We start from the raw sequence: 20324 nt of genomic DNA, 5'->3' as shown, positions 1-20324 counted from the left end.
TCTCCTCGTTCGTCATCGCAGCGTCAACGGCCCTTCTCTGTCGATTGCTGCCGCTGCTCGGCCGGTCCGGTGTGCAGTTCGCGGACCCGCGCGGCCAGCCCGGCCGGGGTGGGTGCGTCGAAGAGGTCGGCCAGCCTGAGCGGGACATCGATGTCGTCCTGGATGTGCTGTAGCAGCTGTGCCCCGGCGAGCGAATGCCCGCCGCTGGTGAAGAAGTTGGCGTCGGCATCGACGTCGTCGTGGCCGAGGATGGCGCGCCAGTGCCCGATGAGTCGCAGCACCATCGGGTCGGCCCCGTCCGGCGACAGGTCGCCGGGCTCGGGGTGCGGCGCGGAGACGGACCGTTCCCGGTGGGCGTCGGCGGCCAGCCGTTCCAGCCGCGGGTAGTCCACCTTCTCGTTGGCGTTGACCGGGAGGGCGTCGATCGGGTGGAACTCCTGCGGGATGGCGGCGTGCGGCAGCTCGGCCCGGGCGTGCTGCCACAGCGCGGCCGAGATGTCGGTGTCACCGGCGGTCTCGACGAACGCGACCAGGCGGGCGTCGGCGCTGCGATCGCCGACCGCGACGACCGCGACCGCGTGCACCTGCGGGTGGCTCAGCAGGGCCGCCTCGACCTCGCCGAGCTCGATGCGGTTGCCCCGCAGCTTGATCTGGCGGTCTGACCGGCCGAACAGTTCGATGGTGCCGTCGGCGCGCCAGCGGCCGACGTCGCCGGTGCGGTAGAAGCGACCGTGCACGGGGTGCGTGCCGAACCGCTCGGCGTTGAGGTCGTCCCGGTCGTGGTAGCCGATCGCGACACCGTCCCCCGCGATCCAGACCTCACCACGGACACCGACCGGCAGCTGGCGCCCGTCGGCTGCGGCGACGCCCAGGTAGGTGTTCCAGATGGGGCCGCCGACGTCGAGCCGGTCGCCCTCGATCTTGTCGACCTTCGCCCAGGTCGCCCAGGTGGTCGTCTCGGTGGGCCCGTAGGCGTGGTGCAGTTCGCAGCCGGTGTCCAGCAGCCGGCGCGCGATGTCCACCTGCACGATCTCGGCCCCGGTCACGACGCACCGCCCGCTCAGCTGGTCGGCGACGTCGTCGAGCACGATGCGCCAGGTGGTCGGGGTGGCCTGCACGATGCGTGGCTGGTAGCGCTCGATCGCCGCGCGGAGCGCGACGCCGTTGCTGCGGGCCGCGTCGGAGGCGACGGCGATCTGCCCGCCGCTGTAGAGCGGCACGTACAGCTCCAGGTTGGCCATGTCGAAGGCGAACGTGGTGAGCCACAGGGTGACGTCGGACGGGGTCGCGTTCATGGTGTGCACGTAGTGGGCGGCCGCATTCGCGATGCTGCGATGCCTGATCGAAACCCCTTTGGGACGGCCGGTGGAGCCCGACGTGTAGATCAGGTAGGCGCGGTCGTCGGGACCTGGCTCATGCGTGGTCGCGGTCAGCGGACCGTCCTGCGGCAGGGCAGTGCCGTGGGCGTCGTGCAGCGGCAGGACGGTGACCGGACTGTCCGGTGCCACCTCGACCGGGTGGTCGGCGAGCACGATGCGGGCGCCGGAGTCCTGCAGGACGTGCTGCACCCGGTGGGCCGGGTGCTCCGGGTCGATCGGCAGATAGGCCGCCCCGCACAGCCAGACACCGAGGGCGTTGGCGACGAGGGTGGCGTCGCGAGGGGCGGAGATGGCGACGATGTCCCCCGGGCGGGCGCCGGCCGTGTGCAGCTGCCGGGCCGCTGCGGCCGCGGCGCACCACAGCTGGTGATAGGTGACGGGGCCGGTGTCGTCGTGGACCGCGACGGCCTCCGGCGTGCTCAGCGCGTGCCGGCGCACCGCGGCGACGAGCGTGCCGAAGGCGACGTCGTGGGCCGTGGTGTTGGCCGCCTCGATGACGGCGTGGTCGTCGGCGGACCAGACGGCGAGCTCGCCGGTAGGGGTGTCGACGGTCCTGCCGAACAGGTCCAGCATGGCCTCGTAACGGTGCAGCAGCGCGACCACGTCGTCCTTGTCGAGCACGTCGGTGGCGAAGCGGGCGACGACGTCGATGCCGTCGTCCGCCGAGGCGACGAAGAACTCCAGGTCGTATTTGCTGTAGCCGTTGTCGATGACGAGCAGGTGTGCGTCGTGGCCGCCGATGCTGAACCGGGCCTGCTGGAGGGGGAAGTAGTTGAACAGGTGGCGGGTGAGTCGCGGGCGCCGGTTGTCGGCGGTGCGCGGCACCAGCCGGGCGATGTCCTCCTCCGGAACGCCGGCGTTCATGAGGGCGCCGAAGTACGTGTCGCGGACCCGGCGCACCAGCACGCGGAAGCTCTCCCGCGGGTCGATCCGTGCGCGGATCGGCAGCACGTTGGTGTGATGGCCGACGGTTCCGGCCGCCGTCTTGCCCCGTACGTTGACCGGCGTGCCGACGGCAAGATCCGGCCCGGATCCGTGCGCGGCGAGCAACAGCTGGAACGCGGTGAGCAGGATGACCGCCTCGGGTGCGCGAACCTCCTTCTGCAGCCGCCGCACGACCTCCCTGGTCGGCGCGCCGAGCCGGTGGGTGACCTGATCGCCGCGCAGGCTCGGCTGGTCCGCGTCGGGTGTGCCGCACTCCAGCCCGAGCGCCGCCGGGTCGAAACCGGCCAGCTCGGTGCGCCAGAACCCGACGCTGTCGTCCGACGGCTCGGGCTCCACGAATGACGGCACCTCGACGCGCAGTTCCTCCGGCATCGGCACCCGCGCGACGAGCGAATCGTAGGCGCGGATGAGGTCGGCGAGGATGATCGCGCCGGAGATGATGTCGTAGACGAGATGGTGGAACGCCAGGCAGAGGATGTCGCCGTCGGCGTCCTTGCGCAGGCCCGCCCGCACCAGCGGCCGGCCGTCGAAGGTGAACGGCCGGGTGACGAAGGGTTGCAGGTCACCGTCCGGCAGCCGCTCCAGCGGCACGTCGAAGTCGCCAGGGGCGACGACGTCCTTCTCGAGCGTCGAGCCGGCGGCGTAGTAGACCGTGCGCAGCGTCTCGTAGTGGGCGAAAACCGTCTGCAGGGCGGTGATCAGCCGGGGTTCGTCGAGCACGCCCTCGATCTGGAACGCCAGCGTCAGGTTGTTCGGGGCGCTGTCAGGAACCAGCCGCTCCAGCAACCACAGGGCGGCTTCCTTTCGGCTGGCCGAGGTCCGTCCCGTTACCGCTGTCGATGCGATATCCACCCTTTGCCTCCCACCCGGCCGGTGCCGCTGTCGGTTCCGAACTGTAGGACCGGCACTGTGGACCGGGTACCCCTTGGTGCGGAGACCGGGGGCGCCCAGTAGGGGCTCCATAGGGGTTCGCGTGGATGGAGCGGCACCGGGCGCTGACCTAGGCTCGGTCGGCGTAGCACACCCGAACGCCCTGATTGGGAGCGGAATATGGCGCGAGCTGATGGATGGCGGGTGCACGCCGAGCCCGACCACGCCGAGCGGGTCATCCTGGCAGTCGACTTCGATGCCACCGGACGGCCGGAGGCGAGATTCGCCGATCTGGCAGGACGCTTGAAGACCGACTGTGCGTTCTGGGAAACCGCACCGCCCGACCTCGACACCGAGCGGACGGCGTCGGGCACGGCGTACATCGACTACTGGTGGGCGGCGTTCCAGCGCCGTGCCCGGCCGGTGGCGGCGGTCATGGGATTCTGCGGTGGCGCCGTCTACGCGGCGGCACTGTCCGAACGCGTCGCCGCCTGGCAGGGCAGTGAACCGCAGCTACTGCTGTTCGATCCCGAGATTGCGGTGCCGCAGACACTCGTGTGGCAGTTCCACAAGGTCGTCGGCTACCTGGCCGGCGTGTTGCCGCCCGAGGACATCATGCGGGCGCAGGCGGCCGGGCAGGCCGAGATCGACCGTCACTCCGGCATGGCGGAGATGTGTGAGGCGCTCGTCAAGCTCACCCTCGACATGGGCGACGTGGCGTTCGCCCAGGCCGGGCTCAGCAAACCGTTGCGGGACGAACTGATGGGGACGTTCTGTTCGTTCCTGCGGTACCTCGCCGCGGCCTCCGAGCTGGACCCGTTGCCCCGCTGGCGGGGCGCGACCGCCTTCCAGTCGGTCACCGAGCTCAGCGGGCTCCATGCCGTGCGCCTGTCCGGCATCGGCGGCGACGGGCCACTGGTCGGCCGGGAGATCGTCGTCCAGGACGAGCACGCCAAGCTGCTTGCCAACGACGAGGTGGCGGCGGCAGTGAGCGACCTGCTCGCCGGCGACGGGAGCAGGCAGTGAGCCCGGCGTCGGCGGCGATGCGCACCGGCACACCGTGGCTGCGGCGTTTCCATCCCCGCCAGGACAGCGAGATCGAGCTCTTCTGCTTTCCGCACGCGGGTGGCTCGGCCAGCGCCTACTTCCAGCTGTCGCAGTTACTGGCGCCGACCGTGCAGGTCTCGGCCGTGCAGTACCCGGGGCGGCAGGATCGCCGCAGCGAACCGCGCATCGACAGCATCGACGAGTTCGCCGACCGGATGTGTGCCGAGCTGCTCTCGCAGCCGGCACGCCCGTTCGCGATGTTCGGTCACAGCATGGGCGCGGTCATCGCATACGAGACGGCGCAGCGGCTGACCGAGGCCGGGCGGGTGCCGGTCTGGTTCTTCAGTTCCAGCCGCCGTGCCCCTTCCCGCCTGCGGCACACCGACGTGCACCGGCGCGACGACGCGGGCATCGTGGCCGAGCTGCGGTCCCTCGCCGGCGGGGACGTCGACTGGCTCGCCGACGAGGAACTGCTCGCGTCGTTCCTGCCGGCGATCCGCAGCGACTATCAGGCCATCGAGACGCATCCATACCGGCCCGGGCCGCCGCTGCGGTGCCCGATCACCGCGTTCATGGGCGATCAGGACCCGTACACGACGCAGGACGAGGCAGCGTCCTGGCAGGACCATTGCACCGGGTCGTTCGACCTGCACGTGTTCCCGGGAGGGCACTTCTACTTCGACAACCACACGGCGCAGGTGGCTGCCCACGTCAACCGGGTGCTGGGCACCGCGGCCGGCGTGGCGCCCCATGGGGAGGCGTAGATGCGGTACGAACTGATGGGGTCGTTGCGGGTGATCGGCCCGGCCGGCGCGCAGATGCTCACGGCACGGAAGATCGAGATCGTGCTCGCGGTGCTGCTGATCCGCGCGGATCACGTGGTCAGCACCGACCAGCTCATCGGCGAGGTGTGGGGTGAGCGGGCGCCGCACCGGGCGACCGCGGGCCTGCACGTCTACGTGTCGGAGCTGCGCAAGTTTCTGGCCCGGCAGCGGCCCGGGACCGAGACCATCTGCACCCGGTCGCCGGGCTACCTGCTGCGGCAGGACGACGACGAGTTCGACTTCCAGGACTTCCTCGCACTCGTCGAGGTCGGCCGGGGCTACCACGCCGCCCACCGCTACGAGGAGGAGGCCGAGGTGCTGCAGCGCGCGCTGGCGCTGTGGCGTGGCCCCCTGCTCGGCGAACCGAGCGATGGTGTCATCGTCGGAAGCTTCGCCGCCTGGCTGGGCGAGGTGCGGATGGAGTGCATCGAGATGCTGATCGACGTGCAGCTCGAACTCGGCCAGCACCGCCGGCTCATCGGCCGGCTGCGGCAGCTGGTCGCGGACAGCCCGTTGCACGAGGCCTTCTACCGCCAGCTCATGCTGGCGTTGTACCGGTCGGACCGCACCGGCGACGCCCTGCAGGCGTACCGGCAGGCGCGGGCGACCCTCAACGGGGAGCTCGGGCTGGAACCCTGCCGTGCGCTGCAGGAGCTCCAGCACGCGATCCTGGTCGGTGACGAGCGGTTGCTCTCGGCGCGGGTATAGACACCCGTCCCGCCGATTCGTACGCCGACAACCGGGGGCCGTGCGCGAACGCGGCGCCGGCGCAGCACCACGCCCGACTGCACCTGACCACTGCCTGCAGGCCGACAACGATGAATGCGACGGATCCGGCGCGGACGCCGGGCATGGTCGCGGCCTGAGGACCCCACCCGTGCCCGGGCGCCCCGACATAGGGGGTGGCCGGGGTGGATCGACGATTGGTAATCGCAATGGATGATGTCGCCACGGCAGTTCCGCCCGCTTTCCCGATGCCTCGCACCTGCCCGGTCGATCCACCCTCCGGCTATGCGGCAATCGCCGCAGAGCAGCCGATCTCGAAGGTGACGCTCCCGACCGGCAGAACCGCCTGGCTGGTGCTGGGCCACGACTACCTGCGCCAGATTCTCGCCGACTCCCGGGTCAGCGTGAACCGTCTCAACCCGGCATATCCGCACCTCGTCGAGATGGACGAGCGGGCGATGGGTGCGATTTCGCTGGTGAGCAGGTCCCTGGTGGGGCTCGACCCGCCGGAGCACACCGTGCACCGGCGGATGCTGATCAACGAGTTCACCGTCAAGAAGCTCGCCGCGATGCGGCCCCGCATCCAGGGGATCGTCGACGAGTGCATCGACAACCTGCTCAAGCAGGAGCAGCCGACCGACCTGGTCACCGCGCTGTCCCTGCCGGTGCCGTCGCTGGTCATCTGTGACCTGCTCGGCGTTCCCTACACGGATCACGGGTTCTTCCAGCAGAGCACGCTCGTCGCGTTCAACCGGAAGTCCACCCAGGCGGAGCGGATGCAGGCCGGCGCGGGTCTGCTCATGTACATGGACAAGCTGGTCACCGACAAGGAGGCCGCGCCGACCGACGAGGACCTCATCGGCCGGCTGATCACCAAGTACCGCGAGGCAGGAATCTACGAGCACCCGCACCTGGTGGGCCTGTCGATGCTGCTGCTGATGGCGGGCTTCGAGACCACCGCCAACATGATCTCGCTGGGCACGCTCTCCTTCATGGAGAACCCGGACCAGCTGGCGAAGCTCACGAACGACGGCACGCTCGCCACCCGCGCCGTCGACGAACTGCTGCGGTACCTGAGCATCGTGGACGTCTCCGGCGGTTCCCGGTTCGCGCTCGAGGACATCGAGATCGGCGGCGTCACCATCCGCAAGGGGGACGGCATCATCGCCCTGCTCAGCGGCGCGAACCGGGATCCCGGCCACTACGAGCACCCGGACACCTTCGACATCGACCGGGGTGCCAAGTCGCACGTCGCCTTCGGCTACGGCGTCCACCAGTGCCTGGGACAGAACCTGGCCCGCCTCGAACTGGAGGTCGTCTACCAGACGCTCTTCGCGCGGGTGCCCACGCTGCGGCTCGCCGTGCCGATGTCCGACCTGCCGCTCAAGGACGAAGCCAGCATCTACGGCCTGGCCGAGATGCCGGTGGCGTGGTAGGACGGCGCCGGGCATGAGGATCATCGCGGATCGTGAGGCCTGTATCGGCGCGGGGCAGTGCGTGCTGTCCGCCGACACGGTGTTCGACCAGGACGACGACGACGGCCGCGTGCTGCTGCTCAACGAGCGGACCGACAGCGACGTCTCCGGGGTGGAGCAGGCGGTGCTGCTCTGCCCCTCGCAAGCGCTCACCCTCACCGACGACTGACCGCACTCATCCCCCGACGCGTGCCTCCGGCCTTCGGGCCGGAGGCACGCGGCTGTCTGCGTGCCGTACCGCCGGCGGAAACCCAGGACAGGACCGTCCCCCGACCCGTGCGCGCACGGGTCGGGGGACGGTCGTCGGGCCTGCCGTTCAGCCGCCGAGCTCTCCATCCAGCACCGCGAAGAGTTCGTCGTCGCTGGCGACCGACAGGTCCTCTTCCGCGGCCGGCTCGACGGCGGCGGGCGTGAGCCGGTCGCTCCACTTCCAGAGCAGGCCGCGCAGCCGTTCCTCGATGCGCCGCTCGGCTTCCCCGCCCGGCTGCAGCGCCATGATCCGCGCCTCCAGCCGGCCGATCTCGGCCAGCGCCGCGGTCGCCGCCGCGTCCTCGTCGGCCGGGGCGACGGCACCGTGCAGGAAACCGGCCAGCGCCGCCGGTGTCGGGTAGTCGAAGACCATCGTGACGGGCAGCCGCAGGCCCACCGCCGCGTTGAGGCGGTTGCGCAGCTCCACGGCGGTGAGGGAGTCGAACCCGAAGTCCTTGAAGGCGCGCCCCGCGTCCACCTCGGCGCCGGAGCTGTGTCCGAGCACCGTGGCGACCTGGGTGCGGACCAGCTCCAGCAGGATTGCCCGGCCCTCGTCCCGGGACACCGCGGCGAGCCGCCGGGCCAGGGCCGAGGCGTCCACGGTGACCCCCGTCGCGCTGCGCCGGGCCGCGCCGCGGACCAGCCCACGCAGGATCGGCGGTGCGACGCCGGCCTCGACCTGCGCGCGCAGTGCCCGCGCGTCGACCCGGACCGGGGCCAGCACCGGCAGCGCGGACGGCAAGGCGGCGGCGAACAGATCGAGCCCCTCCGCCGTGCTCAGGGCGAGCATGCCGGTCCGGCCGAGCCGGGCCAGGTCGGCCCTGCCGAGATGCCCGGTCATCCCGCTGGCTTCGGCCCAGAGACCCCAGGCCAGCGCGAGCGCCGGCAGCCCCCGGCCGCGGCGGTGCACGGCCAGGGCGTCCAGGGCCGCGTTCGCCGCTGCGTAGTTGCCCTGGCCGGGACCGCCCAGCGTGCCGGCGGCCGAGGAGAAGAGGATGAACGCGTCGAGCGGCAGCTGGTCGGTCAGCTCGTGCAGATGCCAGGCGGCGTCCACCTTGGGGCGCAGCACCCGGTCCACCTGCTCAGGTGTGAGCGCGTCCACGGTGGCGTCGTCGAGCACCCCGGCGGCATGCACCACCGCGGTCAGCGGATGCGCCGCGGGTACCCCCGCCAGCAGCGTCGCCAGGGCGGCCCGGTCGGCGATGTCGCACGCGGCGATCGTCACCCGGGCGCCGGCCGCGGTCAGCTCGTCCCGCAGCGCCTCCGCGCCCTCAGCGGCCGGCCCGCGCCGGCCGGCGAGCAGCAGATGCCGGGCGCCGTGCTCGGCGACCAGCCTGCGGGCCACCAGGCCGCCGAGCACGCCGGTGCCACCCGTGATCAGCACCGTGCCGTCCGGGTCGAGCGTGGACGGCACCGTGAGCACCACCTTGCCCGTGTGCCGGGCCTGGCTGAGGTAGCGGAACGCCTCGGGCGCGCGGCGCACGTCCCAGGCGGTCACCGGCAGCGGACGCAGCGTGCCGTCCTCGAACAGGGCGGAGAGCTCGTCGAGCATCTGCTTGACCCGGTCGGGGCCGCCGTCCATCAGGTCGTACGCCTGGTAGGTCACGCCGGGGTGGCCGGCGGCGATGTCTTGCGGGTCCCGGATGTCGGTCTTGCCCATCTCCAGGAACCGGCCGCCGCGGGGCAGCAGCCGCAGGGACTCCTCCACGTATTCCTTGGCCAGCGAGTTGAGCACCACGTCCACGCCCCGGCCGCCGGTCGCGGTGAGGAACGCGTCGGCGAACTCCAGCGTCCGGGACGAGGCGATGTGCGCGTCGTCGAACCCCAACGCCCGCAGCGTGTCCCACTTCCTGAGGCTGGCCGTGGCGAACACCTCGACGCCCCAGTGCCGGGCGAGCTGGATCGTCGCCATGCCGACCCCGCCGGTCGCCGCATGCAGCAGCAACGCCTCACCCGGCTGGATCTTCGCCAGGTCGACCAGCCCGTAATAGGCGGTCAGGTACACGACCGGGATGGTGGCGGCCTCCGCGAACGTGCAGTGCGGCGGCATCCGGGTGAGCAGCCGGTGGTCGGTGATCGCCACCGGACCGATGCCGGAGACCAGGCCCATCACCCGGTCGCCGGGGGAGAACTCGCCGACCCCCGGGCCGGTCTCCAGCACCACGCCCGCTGCCTCGCCGCCGAGCGGCCGGCCGTCGTTGCGGACCAGGCCGAGACTGATCAGCACGTCGCGGAAGTTGAGCCCGCCGGCCCGCACAGCGATGCGCACCTGGCCGGGCTCCAACGGCTGGGTCGCCTCGGGCCACGCGCGCAGCAGCAGATTGTCCGGGGTACCACCGCCGGTGGAGTCCTCCTGCCAGTGCAGTTGCCATGCGGGGGCGTCCGGCAGCGGCAGGGCGGGCGCGGTGTCGGCGCGGGCCAGCCGGGCAACGTGCACGGCACCGTGCCGGACGGCGAGCTGTGGCTCGTCCAGGGCCAGTGCGGCGCCCAACGCGGCCGCCGACGCCGGATCCCGGTCGAGGTCGAGCAGGGTCAGCCGGCCGGGATGCTCCGACTGCGCCGAGCGCACCAGCCCCCACGCCGCCGCGGCGGCCGGGTCCGCCCGGACGTCGTCGCCCGGCACCACCCGCACCGCCCCGGTGGTGACCAGCACGAGCCGGGTCCGGACCGCGGCCAGGTGCTCGCGGAGCAGGTCGAGGGCGCTCCGGACGGCGGCGCGGACCCGGTCCGGCAGGTCCCCGTCCGGGATCGGCAGCGTCGCGATCGTGACCTCGGCCTCCCCGGCCGCGTCCGGCGGCAGCTGGGTGGCCAGTCCGTAGGGGTCGTCGCCGGAGATCACCGCGCGCAGCGGTGCTTCCGGCCCGGCCACGGCGTCCGGCGCGGCGGCCCAGTCGAGGTGGAACAGCCAGTCGTGGTGCGGTTCGTGGACCGTGGCGAGGGCCGCGGCCTTGATCGGCCGGACCGCGAGCCCGCCGATGCGCGCCACCGGGCCACCGGCCGGATCGGCGAGCTCCATCGCCACGCTGCCGGCACCGGCGGGGGACACCCGGACCCGCAACCCGGTCGCGCCGGAGGCCAGCAGCGCGGTGTCGGACCACGAGAACGGCAGGAGCACCTCGTCCTCGCCGATCGGCTCCGCGCCGGTGAGCCCGGCGGCGTGCAGGGCGGCGTCGAGGAGGGCGGGGTGCAGGCCGAAACCGGCCGCGTCGGTGCCGTCGGGGAGCTGGACCTCGGCGTACACCTCCTCGCCGAGCCGCCATGCGGCGCGCAGGCCACGGAAGAGCGGGCCGTAGCCGTACCCCCGGCGGTCGAGTCCTTCGTAGTGTTCGTCCAGCGGGATCGCCGTGGCGCCCGGCGGCGGCCAGACGCCGGCGAGCGCCCCCGGACCGGGATCCGGCTGGTCGGCGGGGTCGGCGGCGGCCAGCAGGCCGGTGGCGTGCATCGTCCAGGGCCGGTCCGCGCCGCCCTCGTCGGCGTCGGCGCGGCTGTGGACGGCGATCGGGTGCCGGCCGGTGGCATCGGCCGCTCCGACCGTGACCTGCAGGGCCAGCCCGCCGGTCGCCGGCAGCAGCAGCGGTGCGCTGAGCGTCAGCTCCTCCACCCGGTCGCAGCCGGCGCCGTCCCCGGCGTACACGGCGAGGTCGACCAGGGCGGCGGCGGGCAGCAGGATCCGGCCGAACACCGCGTGCTGGGCCAACCACGGCTGGGCGTGCAGCGAGAGGCGTCCGGTGAGGACCGTGGCGTCCCCGTCCGCCAGCGTGATCGCGGCGCCGAGCAGCGGATGCGTGGTGGAGGTCAGGCCGGCCGAGGTGACGTCGCCGGCCCCCGCCGGGGTCGGCAGCCAGAACCGGTCCCGCTGGAAGGCATAGGTCGGCAGGTCGACGTGCGGTCCCGGCGGGATCCGCCAGTCGACCGGGACGCCGCCGACGTGGACCTGGGCCAGCGAGGCGAGGAAGCGGCCGAGGCCACCCTCGTCGCGGCGGAGCGTGCCGACCGTGAACCCCGGCGCCGCGTCCTCACGCTCGTCGAGGGTCGCCTGGATCGGCATGGTCAGGATCGGGTGCGGGCTGATCTCGACGAACACCCGGTGCCCGCGCTCGTGCAGCAACCGGGTGACGTCCGCCAGCCGGACCGTCCGGCGCAGGTTGCGGTACCAGTACCCGGCGTCCAGGACGGTGGGCTCCGGCTCCTCGCCGTCCACTGTGGAGTAGAAGGCGATCTGCGCGGGCCGGGCGGTGATGCCGGCCAGGCTCGTCAGCAGGACCTCCCGGACGGCCTCGACGTGATCGCAGTGCGAGGCGTAGTCCACCGGCACGGCACGGGCGTCCACCCCGTCGGCCTGGCAGCCGGCGACGAGCGCGGCGACGCCCTCCGGCGTGCCGGCCACCACGGTGGCGGCCGGGCCGTTGACCGCGGCGATCGTGACCCCACCCGCGGTGTCCAGCCGGGCCTGGACCTGATCGGCAGGCAGCGGCACCGAGGCCATCGCGCCGGTCCCGGCCAGTGCGCCGAGGGCGCGGCTGCGCAGTGCGACCACCCGGGCGGCATCCGGCAGGCTCAGCACGCCGGCGATGTGGGCGGCGGCGATCTCCCCCTGGGAGTGTCCGGCGACCGCGTCGGGCTGCACCCCGTGCGCCTGCCAGAGGCGCGCGAGGGCGACCATGACCGCGAACAGGGCGGGCTGCACCACGTCCACCCGCTCCAGCGAAGCGGCGCCCGGCTCGCCGCGCAGCACCGGCAGCAGGTCCCAGTCCGTGTGCGGGCTCAGGGCCTCGGCACACTCGGCGATCCGGTCCCGGAACTCGCCGCTGGCGTCGAGCAGTCCACCTGCCATGCCGACCCACTGCGAGCCCTGGCCGGGGAAGACGAAGACGACCCGGCCCGGATCCCCGGCGGCCACGCCGGTCACGGCGCCCGCCGGGGCGTTGCCTTCGGCGAGCGCGTCCAGGACGGCCGCCCGATCGTCGCCGATCACGACCGCCCGGTGGTCGAGGACGGCCCGGGTGGTGGCCAGGGCCGCGGCGACGCCGGCCGGGTCGAGGTCGGACCGGTCGGTGACGAGGTCGCGCAGCCTCGCGGCCTGGGCCCGCAGGGCCGGCGCGGTCCGCGCGGACAGCAGCCACGGTGCGTTCCGGTCGCCCGCCACCGCCGCAGGGGCGGGCGTGCCGGGCACCGGGGCTTCCTCGACGATGACGTGCGCGTTGGTGCCGCTGATGCCGAACGACGACACACCGGCCCGGCGGATCCGCGCCCCGGCGGGCCACGGCCGCGCCTCGGTCAGCAGCGCGATCTCCCCGGTGGTCCAGTCCACGTGCGGGGTCGGCGCGTCCACGTGCAGGGTGCGCGGGAGCATCCCGTGCCGCAGCGCCAGCACCATCTTGATGATCCCGGCGACTCCCGCCGCGGCCTGGGCATGGCCGATGTTCGACTTGACCGACCCGAGGAACAGCGGCCGGCCGGTCGGCCGGTCCTGGCCGTAGGTCGCCAGCAGCGCCTGCGCCTCGATCGGGTCGCCGAGGGTGGTGCCGGTGCCGTGCGCCTCCACCGCGTCCACATCGGACGGTTCGAGCCGGGCGGCGGTCAGCGCCTCGCGGATCACCCGCCGCTGCGACGGCCCGTTCGGGGCGGTGAGCTGACTGCTGGTGCCGTCCTGGTTGACCGAGCTGCCCGAGATGACGGCGAGCACCGGATGGCCGTTGCGTTCGGCGTCCGACAGCCGCTCCAGCAGCAGCAGACCGGCGCCCTCGCCCCAGCCGGTGCCGTCGGCGGCGGCCGCGAACGGCTTGCACCGGCCGTCCGGTGCCAGCCCCCGTTGCCGGCTGAACTCCACGAACAGCCGCGGGGTGGCCATGACCGTCACGCCACCGGCCAGCGCGAGCGCGCACTCGCCCTGGCGCAGCGACTGCGCGGCGAGATGGATCGCGACCAGCGACGACGAGCAGGCCGTGTCCACGGTCACCGCCGGGCCCTCGAAGCCGAAGGTGTACGCGATCCGACCGGAGGCGATGCTGCCGGCGCTGCCGGTGCCGATGAAACCCTCGAACTCCGGCGGCATCGGCTGCATCCGGGCGCCGTAGTCGTTGTACATCACGCCGGCGAAGACACCGGTGCGGCTCTTGCGCAGCGTCGCCGGATCGATGCCGCCGTCCTCGAGCGCCTCCCACGCGGTCTCCAGCAGCAGCCGTTGCTGCGGGTCGATGGCCAGGGCCTCGCGGGGGCTGATCCGGAAGAACTCCGCGTCGAAGTCGGCGGCGTCGTGCAGGAAGCCGCCCTCGCGGGCGTACGTGGTGCCGGTGCGCTCCGGGTCCGGGTCGTAGAGGCTGTCCACGTCCCAGCCCCGGTCCCCGGGGAACGCCGAGATCGCGTCGGTCCCATCGCTCAGCAGCTGCCACAGCTGCTCGGGGGTGCTCACCCCGCCGGGGTAGCGGCAGCCCATCCCGACGATCGCGATGGGCTCGTGGAACCGGTCGGTCAGCCGGCTCTGCTGCCGGCGTAGCTGTTCGTTCTCCTTCAGGGACGCCCGGAGGGCCGCAACGATCTGGTCGGTCGAGGTGGTCATCGCAGCTCCAGCGTCCGGCGGTCAAAGCGGGCGGCTCCAGGGTGCCGCTCCCGGCTAACCAGCGGCTTGCCGGACGCTAAAGCGGCCCTGCCCGCCGCGCCGTCGCAGGGGGCGACGGCGCGGCCGGTGCGTTCAGGTGCGGCCGAGCTCCCGGTCGATGAAGTCGAAGAGCTCGTCGACGCCGGCGGTCTCCAGCCGGTCGGCCGCCGCCATCTCCACCGGTGCCGTGGAGTGCTCGCTCCAGCGGGTCAGCAGCGTCTGCAGGCGCAGGGTGATCCGGCTCCGGCCGGGGTCGTCGGCGGTGATCGTGCCGAGCGCCGCCTCCAGCCGTTCCAACTCCTCACCGGCCGGTTCCCGGGCCTCGGCGGGGGCGAGCCGGTCGCGGACGTGCCGGGCGAGCGCGCCGGTGTTCGGATAGTCGAAGATCACCGTCGGGGGCAGCCGCAGCCCGGTGATCGTGTTGAGCGTGTTGCGGAGCTCGACCGCGGTCAGCGAGTCGAAGCCGAGATCCTGGAACGGCCGGTCGACGTCGACGGCGTCCGGTGAGGCGTGCCCGAGCACGGTGGCGATCTGGCCGCGGATCAGGTCCAGCAGCACCGTCTCCCGCTCCGCGTCGCCGAGGCCGGCCAGCCGGCGGGTCAGCGCGGCGGCACTGGCGGAGGTCCGGCGCGCCGGCACCCGCACCAGGCCGCGCAGGATCGCCGGCAGCACGCCCGCGCCCGCCTGGGCCCGCAGCGCGGCGGTCTCCAGCCGCACCGGCACGAGGGCCGCGGCGCCGTCGGCGAGCGCGGTGTCGAACAGGCGCAGCGCCGCCGCGCCGGGCAGCGGGAGCAGGCCGTTGCGTGCCATCCTGGCCCGTTCGGTGTGCTCCAGCGTCGCGGTCATCCCGCTCTCCTGCTCCCACAGCCCCCACGCGAGGCTGGTGGCGGGCAGGCCCTGCATGCGCCGGCGCTCCGCGAGCGCGTCGAGGAACGCGTTCGCGGCCGCGTAGTTGGCCTGCCCCGGGCTGCCCACCGTGCCGGCGAACGAGGAGAACAGCACGAACGCGGCGAGGTCGCGGTCGCGGGTGAGCTCGTGCAGATGCCAGGCCGCGTCCGCCTTCGGGCGCAGCACCGTGTCCAGCCGGTCGGACGTGAGCGCGGCCAGGATGCCGTCGTCGAGGACGCCGGCCGTGTGCACGACCGCTGTGAGCGGATACGCCTCCGGGATTGTCTCGAGCAGAGCGGCGAGTGCGTCGCGGTCGGCGACGTCGCAGGCGACGACGGTCGGCTCGGCGCCGAGCGCGGTCAGCGACGCGACGAGGTCGTCCGCGCCGTCGGCCGCCGGGCCACGCCGGCTCGCCAGCAGCAGCCGCCGGGCGCCGTGCGCGGTGACCAGGTGTGCGGCGACGTCCGCGGCGAGGGTGCCGGTGCCGCCGGTGATCAGCACGGTGCCGTCCGGGTCGAGGCTCGGCGGGGTCCGGTCCGGCGGCGGGGTCCGTTCCGGCGCCGGGTCCGTGAGGACCAGCCGTGGCACCAGCACCGCCCCGCCGCGCACGGCGATCCGCGGCTCGTCGGTGGCGATCGCGATGCCGAGCGCACCCGGGACCGCGGCCCGCGACGCGGCGGCGTCGTCCAGGTCGACCAGGACGAACCGGCCCGGGTTCTCGGTCACGGCGCTGGCCAGCAGACCGGCCACCGCCGCGCCGGGCAGGTCCCGCGGCTGCCCGCCGGCGGCCGTCGCGCCCCGGGTCAGCAGCGCCAGCCGGGTGTCGGCCAGCTCCGGCGCGGCCAGGAACTCCTGGCAGAGGCCGAGGACGCGCCCGGCGAGCGCGTGCGCCCCGGCGACCGGATCGGTGTCCGGTTCGGTGGTGGCGACGTGCACCAGCAGCCCGGGCGCGGCCTGTCCCGCCGCGACGGCCGCCCGCAACGTGGCCAGGTCGGGGTAGGACGCTGCACCGCCGAGCCCGAGCGGGTCCGGCCCGACGAGCACATGACCGGCGTCCGCGGCAGTGCCGCCCGACGCCGTCCAGTCCAGCCGGTACAGGGCGCCGTCGCGGCCACCGGCGCGGCGGAGCTGCTCGACGGCGATCGGGCGGATGGCCAGTGATTCGATCGTGGTCACCGGGGTGCCGGCCGAGTCGGCCAGGTCGACCCGGACGGTGCCGGCCGCGGTCGGGGTGATCCGCACGCGCAGCGTGTCCGCCCCGGGCACGGGCAGGTCCACGCCGGAGAAGACGAACGGCACCTGGGCCTGCTCGGGGGTGCCCGGGATCAGCGCGATCGCGTGCAGGGCGGCATCCAGCAACGCCGGGTGCAGGCCGAAGCCGTCCGGCGTCGTACCTTCGGACAACGCCACCTCGGCGTAGACCGTGTCGCCCTGCCGCCAGGCCGCCCGGACGCCCTGGAACGCGGGCCCGTAGGCCAGTCCAGCGGCCAGGAACCGGTCGTACAACTGCTCGACGGCGACCTCGACGGCGCCGGCGGGCGGCCGGGCCTCACCGGGGACCGTCGCCGACGCCGGTGGTGGCGCGGCGGAGAGCACGCCGTCTGCGTGCCGGGTCCAGGCGCCGTCGCCGTCCGGCCCGGCCGGCCGGGAGTCGATGGTCAGCTCCCGGCGTCCGTCCGGATCGGCCGGCCCCGCGGCCACGTGCAGCCGGACGCCCGCGGGATCGTCGAGGATGAGCGGGGCCTGCAGGGTCAGCTCCTCCAGCCGCTCACAGCCGGTGTGCGCGGCCACGTGCAGGGCGAGTTCGGCGAACGCGGCGCCCGGCAGCAGCACGGTGTCCAGCACCGCGTGGTCGGGGATCCAGCCGGCGGTGTCCGGCCCGAGCCGTCCGGTGAACAACCAGCCCCCGTCGGGCAGTTCGGCGGCGGCGGCGAGCAGCGGATGGCCGGCCGTGGCCAGCCCGGCCGCGGTGACGTCGGACGCGGAGGTGCCACGCAGCCAGTAGGGGCGGCGCTGGAACGGATACGTCGGCAGCTGCACCCGCTGTGGCCGCAGCGGCGCGAGCACGGGCGACCAGTCCACCTCGACGCCGCGCACGGCCAGCCCGGCCGCGGAGATCAGCAGCCGGGTCCAGTCACCCTCGTCCCGGCGCAGCGTCCCGGTCACGGTGGCCTCGACGCCGGCGTGCTCGGCGGTGTCCTGGAGCCCGGTGGTGAGCACCGGATGCGGGCTGCACTCGACGAAGTGCCGGAAACCGGCGTCCAGCAGCGTCCGGGCGGCCGGCGCGAACCGGACCGGGCTGCGCAGGTTGGCGTACCAGTATTCGGCGTCCAGCGCCGCGGTGTCGATCTGCTCGCCGGTGAGCGTCGAGCAGAAGGCGATCTGGCCCGCACGGGGTTCGATCCCGGCCAGCACCTCCCGCAGCCGGTCCCTGATCGCCTCGACGTGGTGCGAGTGCGAGGCGTAGTCGACCGGAACCCGTCGGGCGCGCACGCCGTCGGACTCGCAGCCGGCCAGCAGCTCCTCCAGCGCCGCGGTGTCGCCGGAGACGACGGTGGCGGCCGGTCCGTTGACCGCGGCGACGCCGATCCGGCCGTCCCAGCGCCCGATGAGCTTCTCGACCTCGTCGGCGGGCAGCGGCAGCGAGACCATGCCACCCAGGCCCAGGATCTCCGACAGCGCCTGGCTGCGCAGGGCCACGACCCGGCAGGCGTCGGTGAGGCTGAGCGCCCCGGCGACGTACGCGGCGGCGATCTCGCCCTGCGAGTGGCCGATGACGGCGTCCGGGCGCACCCCGAGCGCCTGCCACTGCCGGGCCAGCGAGGTCATCACCGCGAACAGCGCCGGCTGCACCACGTCGGCCCGCTCCAGCGGTGGCGCGCCCGGCGCCCCGCGCAGCAGCTCCAGCAGCGACCAGCCGGTGAGCGGGTCGAGGGCGGCGGCGCACTTCTCGACGTGCTGGCGGAAGACCGGTGCGGTCTCCAGCAGCCCGGCCGCCATGCCCGCCCACTGGGAGCCCTGCCCCGGGAAGACGAACGCGACCGGACCGGCCGGGCCGTCGCAGCTGCCCCGCACCAGGTGCGCGGCGCCCCCCTCCGCGGGCACTGCGGTCAGGCCGGCGAGCAGCTCGTCCCGGTCGGTGCCGACGACGACGGCGCGGTGCGGGTGCCGGGCCCGGCCGGTGACGAGCACCTGCGCCACGTCGGCCGGGCGCAGCGCCGGATCGGACCGCACGAACGAGCCGAGCTGCGCGGCCTGGTCCACCAGCGCCTGCTCGGTGCGGGCGGACAGCACCCAGGCGACCGGTGCCGGTGCCGGCAGGTCCGCCTCGGTGGCCGGGGCCTCGTCCGGTGACTGCTCGATGATGACGTGGGCGTTGGTGCCACTGATGCCGAAGGATGAGACCGCCGCCCGGCGTGGCCGCCCGTTCGGCCGCCACGGCTGCGCCTCGGTCAGCAGCGCGACGTTCCCGGCGCTCCAGTCGACGTGCGGGCTCGGGGTGTCGGCGTGCAGGGTCTTCGGCAGCTCGCCGTGCTGCAGGGCGAGGGTCAGTTTGATGACGCCCGCGATCCCGGCGGCGGCCTGGGTGTGCCCGATGTTCGACTTGATCGAGCCGAGCCACAGCGGCCGGTCCGCCGGCCGGTCCTGCCCGTAGGTGGCCAGCAGCGCCTGCGCCTCGATCGGGTCGCCGAGCTTGGTGCCGGTGCCGTGCGCCTCGACCGCGTCCACGTCGGAGGATGCCAGCCGTGCGTTGCTGAGGGCCTGCCGGATCACCCGCTGCTGCGAAGGACCGTTGGGGGCGGTGAGACCGTTGCTGGCGCCGTCCTGGTTCACGGCCGACCCGCGGACCACGGCGAGGATCGGATGCCCGTTGCGCCGGGCGTCGGAGAGCCGCTCCAGCAGCACCACTCCGGCGCCCTCGCCCCAGCCCGTGCCGTCGGCGCCCGCGGCGAAGGACTTGCACCGGCCGTCCGGGGCCAGACCGCGCTGCCGGCTGAACTCCGTGAAGATCGCGGGGCTGGCCATGATGGTGGTGCCGCCGGCGATCGCCATGTCGCACTCGCCGTTGCGGATCGACTGGCACGCCAGGTGCAGCGCGACGAGCGAGGACGAGCATGCGGTGTCGACCGTGACCGCCGGGCCCTCCCAGCCGAAGGTGTAGGCGATCCGGCCGGAGGCGATGCTCGTGGTGGTGCCGATCATCAGGTACCCCTCGGCGCCCGAGGAGGCCGGCGAGGTGCTGCCGTACGCCTGCGCGATCACCCCGGCGAAGACACCGGTGTTGCTGCCACGCAGCGTCGCCGGGTCGATCCCGGCCCGCTCCAGCGCCTCCCACGTCGTCTCCAGCAGCAGCCGCTGCTGCGGGTCGGTGGCGACGGCCTCCCGCGGGCTGATGCCGAAGAAGTCCGCGTCGAAGTCGGCCGCGTGCGGGACGAAGCCGCCCTCCAGCGCATACGTCTTCCCGGGTGCCTCCGGGTCCGGGTCGTAGAGCTCGGCGGTGTTCCAGCCGGGCCGGTCCGGGAACCGGCCGACCGCGTCGATGCCGCTGGCGAGCACCTGCCACAGCTGCTCGGGGCTGTCCGCCCCACCGGGGAACCGGCACGCCATCCCGACGATGGCGACCGGCTCGTCGGCGGGCCGGGCCGCGGCCGCCCGCCGGGTGGTCTTGGCGCGCGTCCCGCCGAGCTCCGTGCGCAGGAATCCGCCGAGCGCCGCCGGCGTGGGGTAGTCGAACACCGCGGTCGGCGACATCCGCAGCCCGGTGGCCGTGTTGAGCCGGTTCCGCAGCTCCACCCCGGTCAGCGAGTCGAATCCGAGGTCGGAGAACGGCCGCTCCGGGTCGATGTCGCTTGCCGAGGCGTGTCCGAGGACGGCGGCGATGTGGGTGCGGATGAAGTCGACGAGCAGCCGGGTCTGTTCCGCCTCGCCCAACCCCGCCAGCCGCGCGCGGAGCGCGTCGCCGTCTCCGGCGTCGGTGTTGGCGGCCCGCCGGGCCGGCCCGCGCACCAGCCCTCGCAGCATCGGCGGCACCACGCCGGCGAGGGCGCGCAGGGCCCTGGCGTCGAGCCGGGCCGGCACCGCCGTCGGCCGGGCGGCCGGCAACGCCGCGTCGAACAGGGCCAGTCCTTGCGCGGCGGTCAGCGCGGCGAGCCCGCCCCGCCCCGCCGGGCGCCGGGTGCCCTCGCCGCCCATGCCGCCCGCGTCCTCCCACAGCCCCCAGGCCAGTGAGAGGGCGGGCAGCCCCTGGGTGTGCCGGTGTTCGGCGAGGGCGTCGAGGTAGGTGTTGGCGGCGGCGTAGTTGGCTTGTCCTGGGTTGCCGAGT

8 protein-coding genes are annotated in these 20324 nt (G+C 73.8%); 5 read left to right on the top strand and 3 right to left on the bottom strand.

The annotated features are described in order from the left end of the window. Window positions 1-23 precede the first annotated feature (23 nt). Window positions 24-3110, bottom strand: a complete 3087-nt coding sequence (locus ACFPIJ_RS26295; RefSeq protein ID WP_380118269.1) for a non-ribosomal peptide synthetase — start codon at window positions 3108-3110, stop codon at window positions 24-26. 264 nt (window positions 3111-3374) lie between these two features. Here ACFPIJ_RS26295 and ACFPIJ_RS26290 point away from each other — a divergent pair, with 264 nt between their 5' ends. The 5 genes from ACFPIJ_RS26290 (at window position 3375) to ACFPIJ_RS26270 (ending at window position 7435) form a co-directional block, all read left to right on the top strand. Further along, complete coding sequence (locus ACFPIJ_RS26290; RefSeq protein ID WP_380118266.1) at window positions 3375-4220, top strand: hypothetical protein; 846 nt, start codon at window positions 3375-3377, stop codon at window positions 4218-4220. Between the two features lie 17 nt (window positions 4221-4237). Beyond that, window positions 4238-5005 (top strand): thioesterase II family protein, encoded by a 768-nt coding sequence (locus ACFPIJ_RS26285; protein ID WP_380118391.1) that lies wholly within the window; start codon window positions 4238-4240, stop codon window positions 5003-5005. Next, window positions 5006-5773 carry an AfsR/SARP family transcriptional regulator gene (locus tag ACFPIJ_RS26280; RefSeq protein WP_380118264.1) on the top strand — a complete coding sequence of 256 codons (768 nt, stop codon included), beginning with the start codon at window positions 5006-5008 and terminating at the stop codon, window positions 5771-5773. It begins immediately after the preceding gene. A gap of 338 nt (window positions 5774-6111) precedes the next feature. Beyond that, window positions 6112-7227 (top strand): cytochrome P450, encoded by a 1116-nt coding sequence (locus tag ACFPIJ_RS26275; protein ID WP_380118262.1) that lies wholly within the window; start codon window positions 6112-6114, stop codon window positions 7225-7227. A 13-nt stretch (window positions 7228-7240) separates the two neighbouring features. Further along, on the top strand, window positions 7241-7435 hold the full coding sequence (locus ACFPIJ_RS26270) for a ferredoxin (protein WP_380118260.1): 195 nt from the start codon (window positions 7241-7243) through the stop codon (window positions 7433-7435). A gap of 147 nt (window positions 7436-7582) precedes the next feature. On the opposite strand, the gene ACFPIJ_RS26265 is transcribed toward ACFPIJ_RS26270, so the two are convergent. Together ACFPIJ_RS26265 and ACFPIJ_RS26260 are read right to left on the bottom strand one after the other, a co-directional pair. After that, a complete protein-coding gene (locus ACFPIJ_RS26265; protein WP_380118257.1) occupies window positions 7583-14074 on the bottom strand; it encodes an SDR family NAD(P)-dependent oxidoreductase in 6492 nt (2163 codons plus the stop codon). 132 nt (window positions 14075-14206) lie between these two features. Beyond that, window positions 14207-20324, bottom strand: a 6118-nt coding sequence (locus tag ACFPIJ_RS26260) for an SDR family NAD(P)-dependent oxidoreductase (RefSeq protein WP_380118254.1), incomplete at its 5' end; no start/stop codon positions are given.

The sequence above is a fragment of the Dactylosporangium cerinum genome (assembly GCF_042653625.1).
GTDB classification, from domain to species: Bacteria; Actinomycetota; Actinomycetes; order Mycobacteriales; family Micromonosporaceae; genus Dactylosporangium; species Dactylosporangium cerinum.
This window is presented reverse-complemented; position numbering and strand designations above follow the sequence as displayed.

Coding starts and splice junctions, on each gene's coding strand:
- ACFPIJ_RS26280 (WP_380118264.1), top strand. CDS start 5,006: ATGCGGTACGAACTGATGGGGTCGTTGCGGGTGATCGGCCCGGCCGGC.
- ACFPIJ_RS26285 (WP_380118391.1), top strand. CDS start 4,238: ATGCGCACCGGCACACCGTGGCTGCGGCGTTTCCATCCCCGCCAGGAC.
- ACFPIJ_RS26270 (WP_380118260.1), top strand. CDS start 7,241: ATGAGGATCATCGCGGATCGTGAGGCCTGTATCGGCGCGGGGCAGTGC.
- ACFPIJ_RS26265 (WP_380118257.1), bottom strand. CDS start 14,074: ATGACCACCTCGACCGACCAGATCGTTGCGGCCCTCCGGGCGTCCCTG.
- ACFPIJ_RS26290 (WP_380118266.1), top strand. CDS start 3,375: ATGGCGCGAGCTGATGGATGGCGGGTGCACGCCGAGCCCGACCACGCC.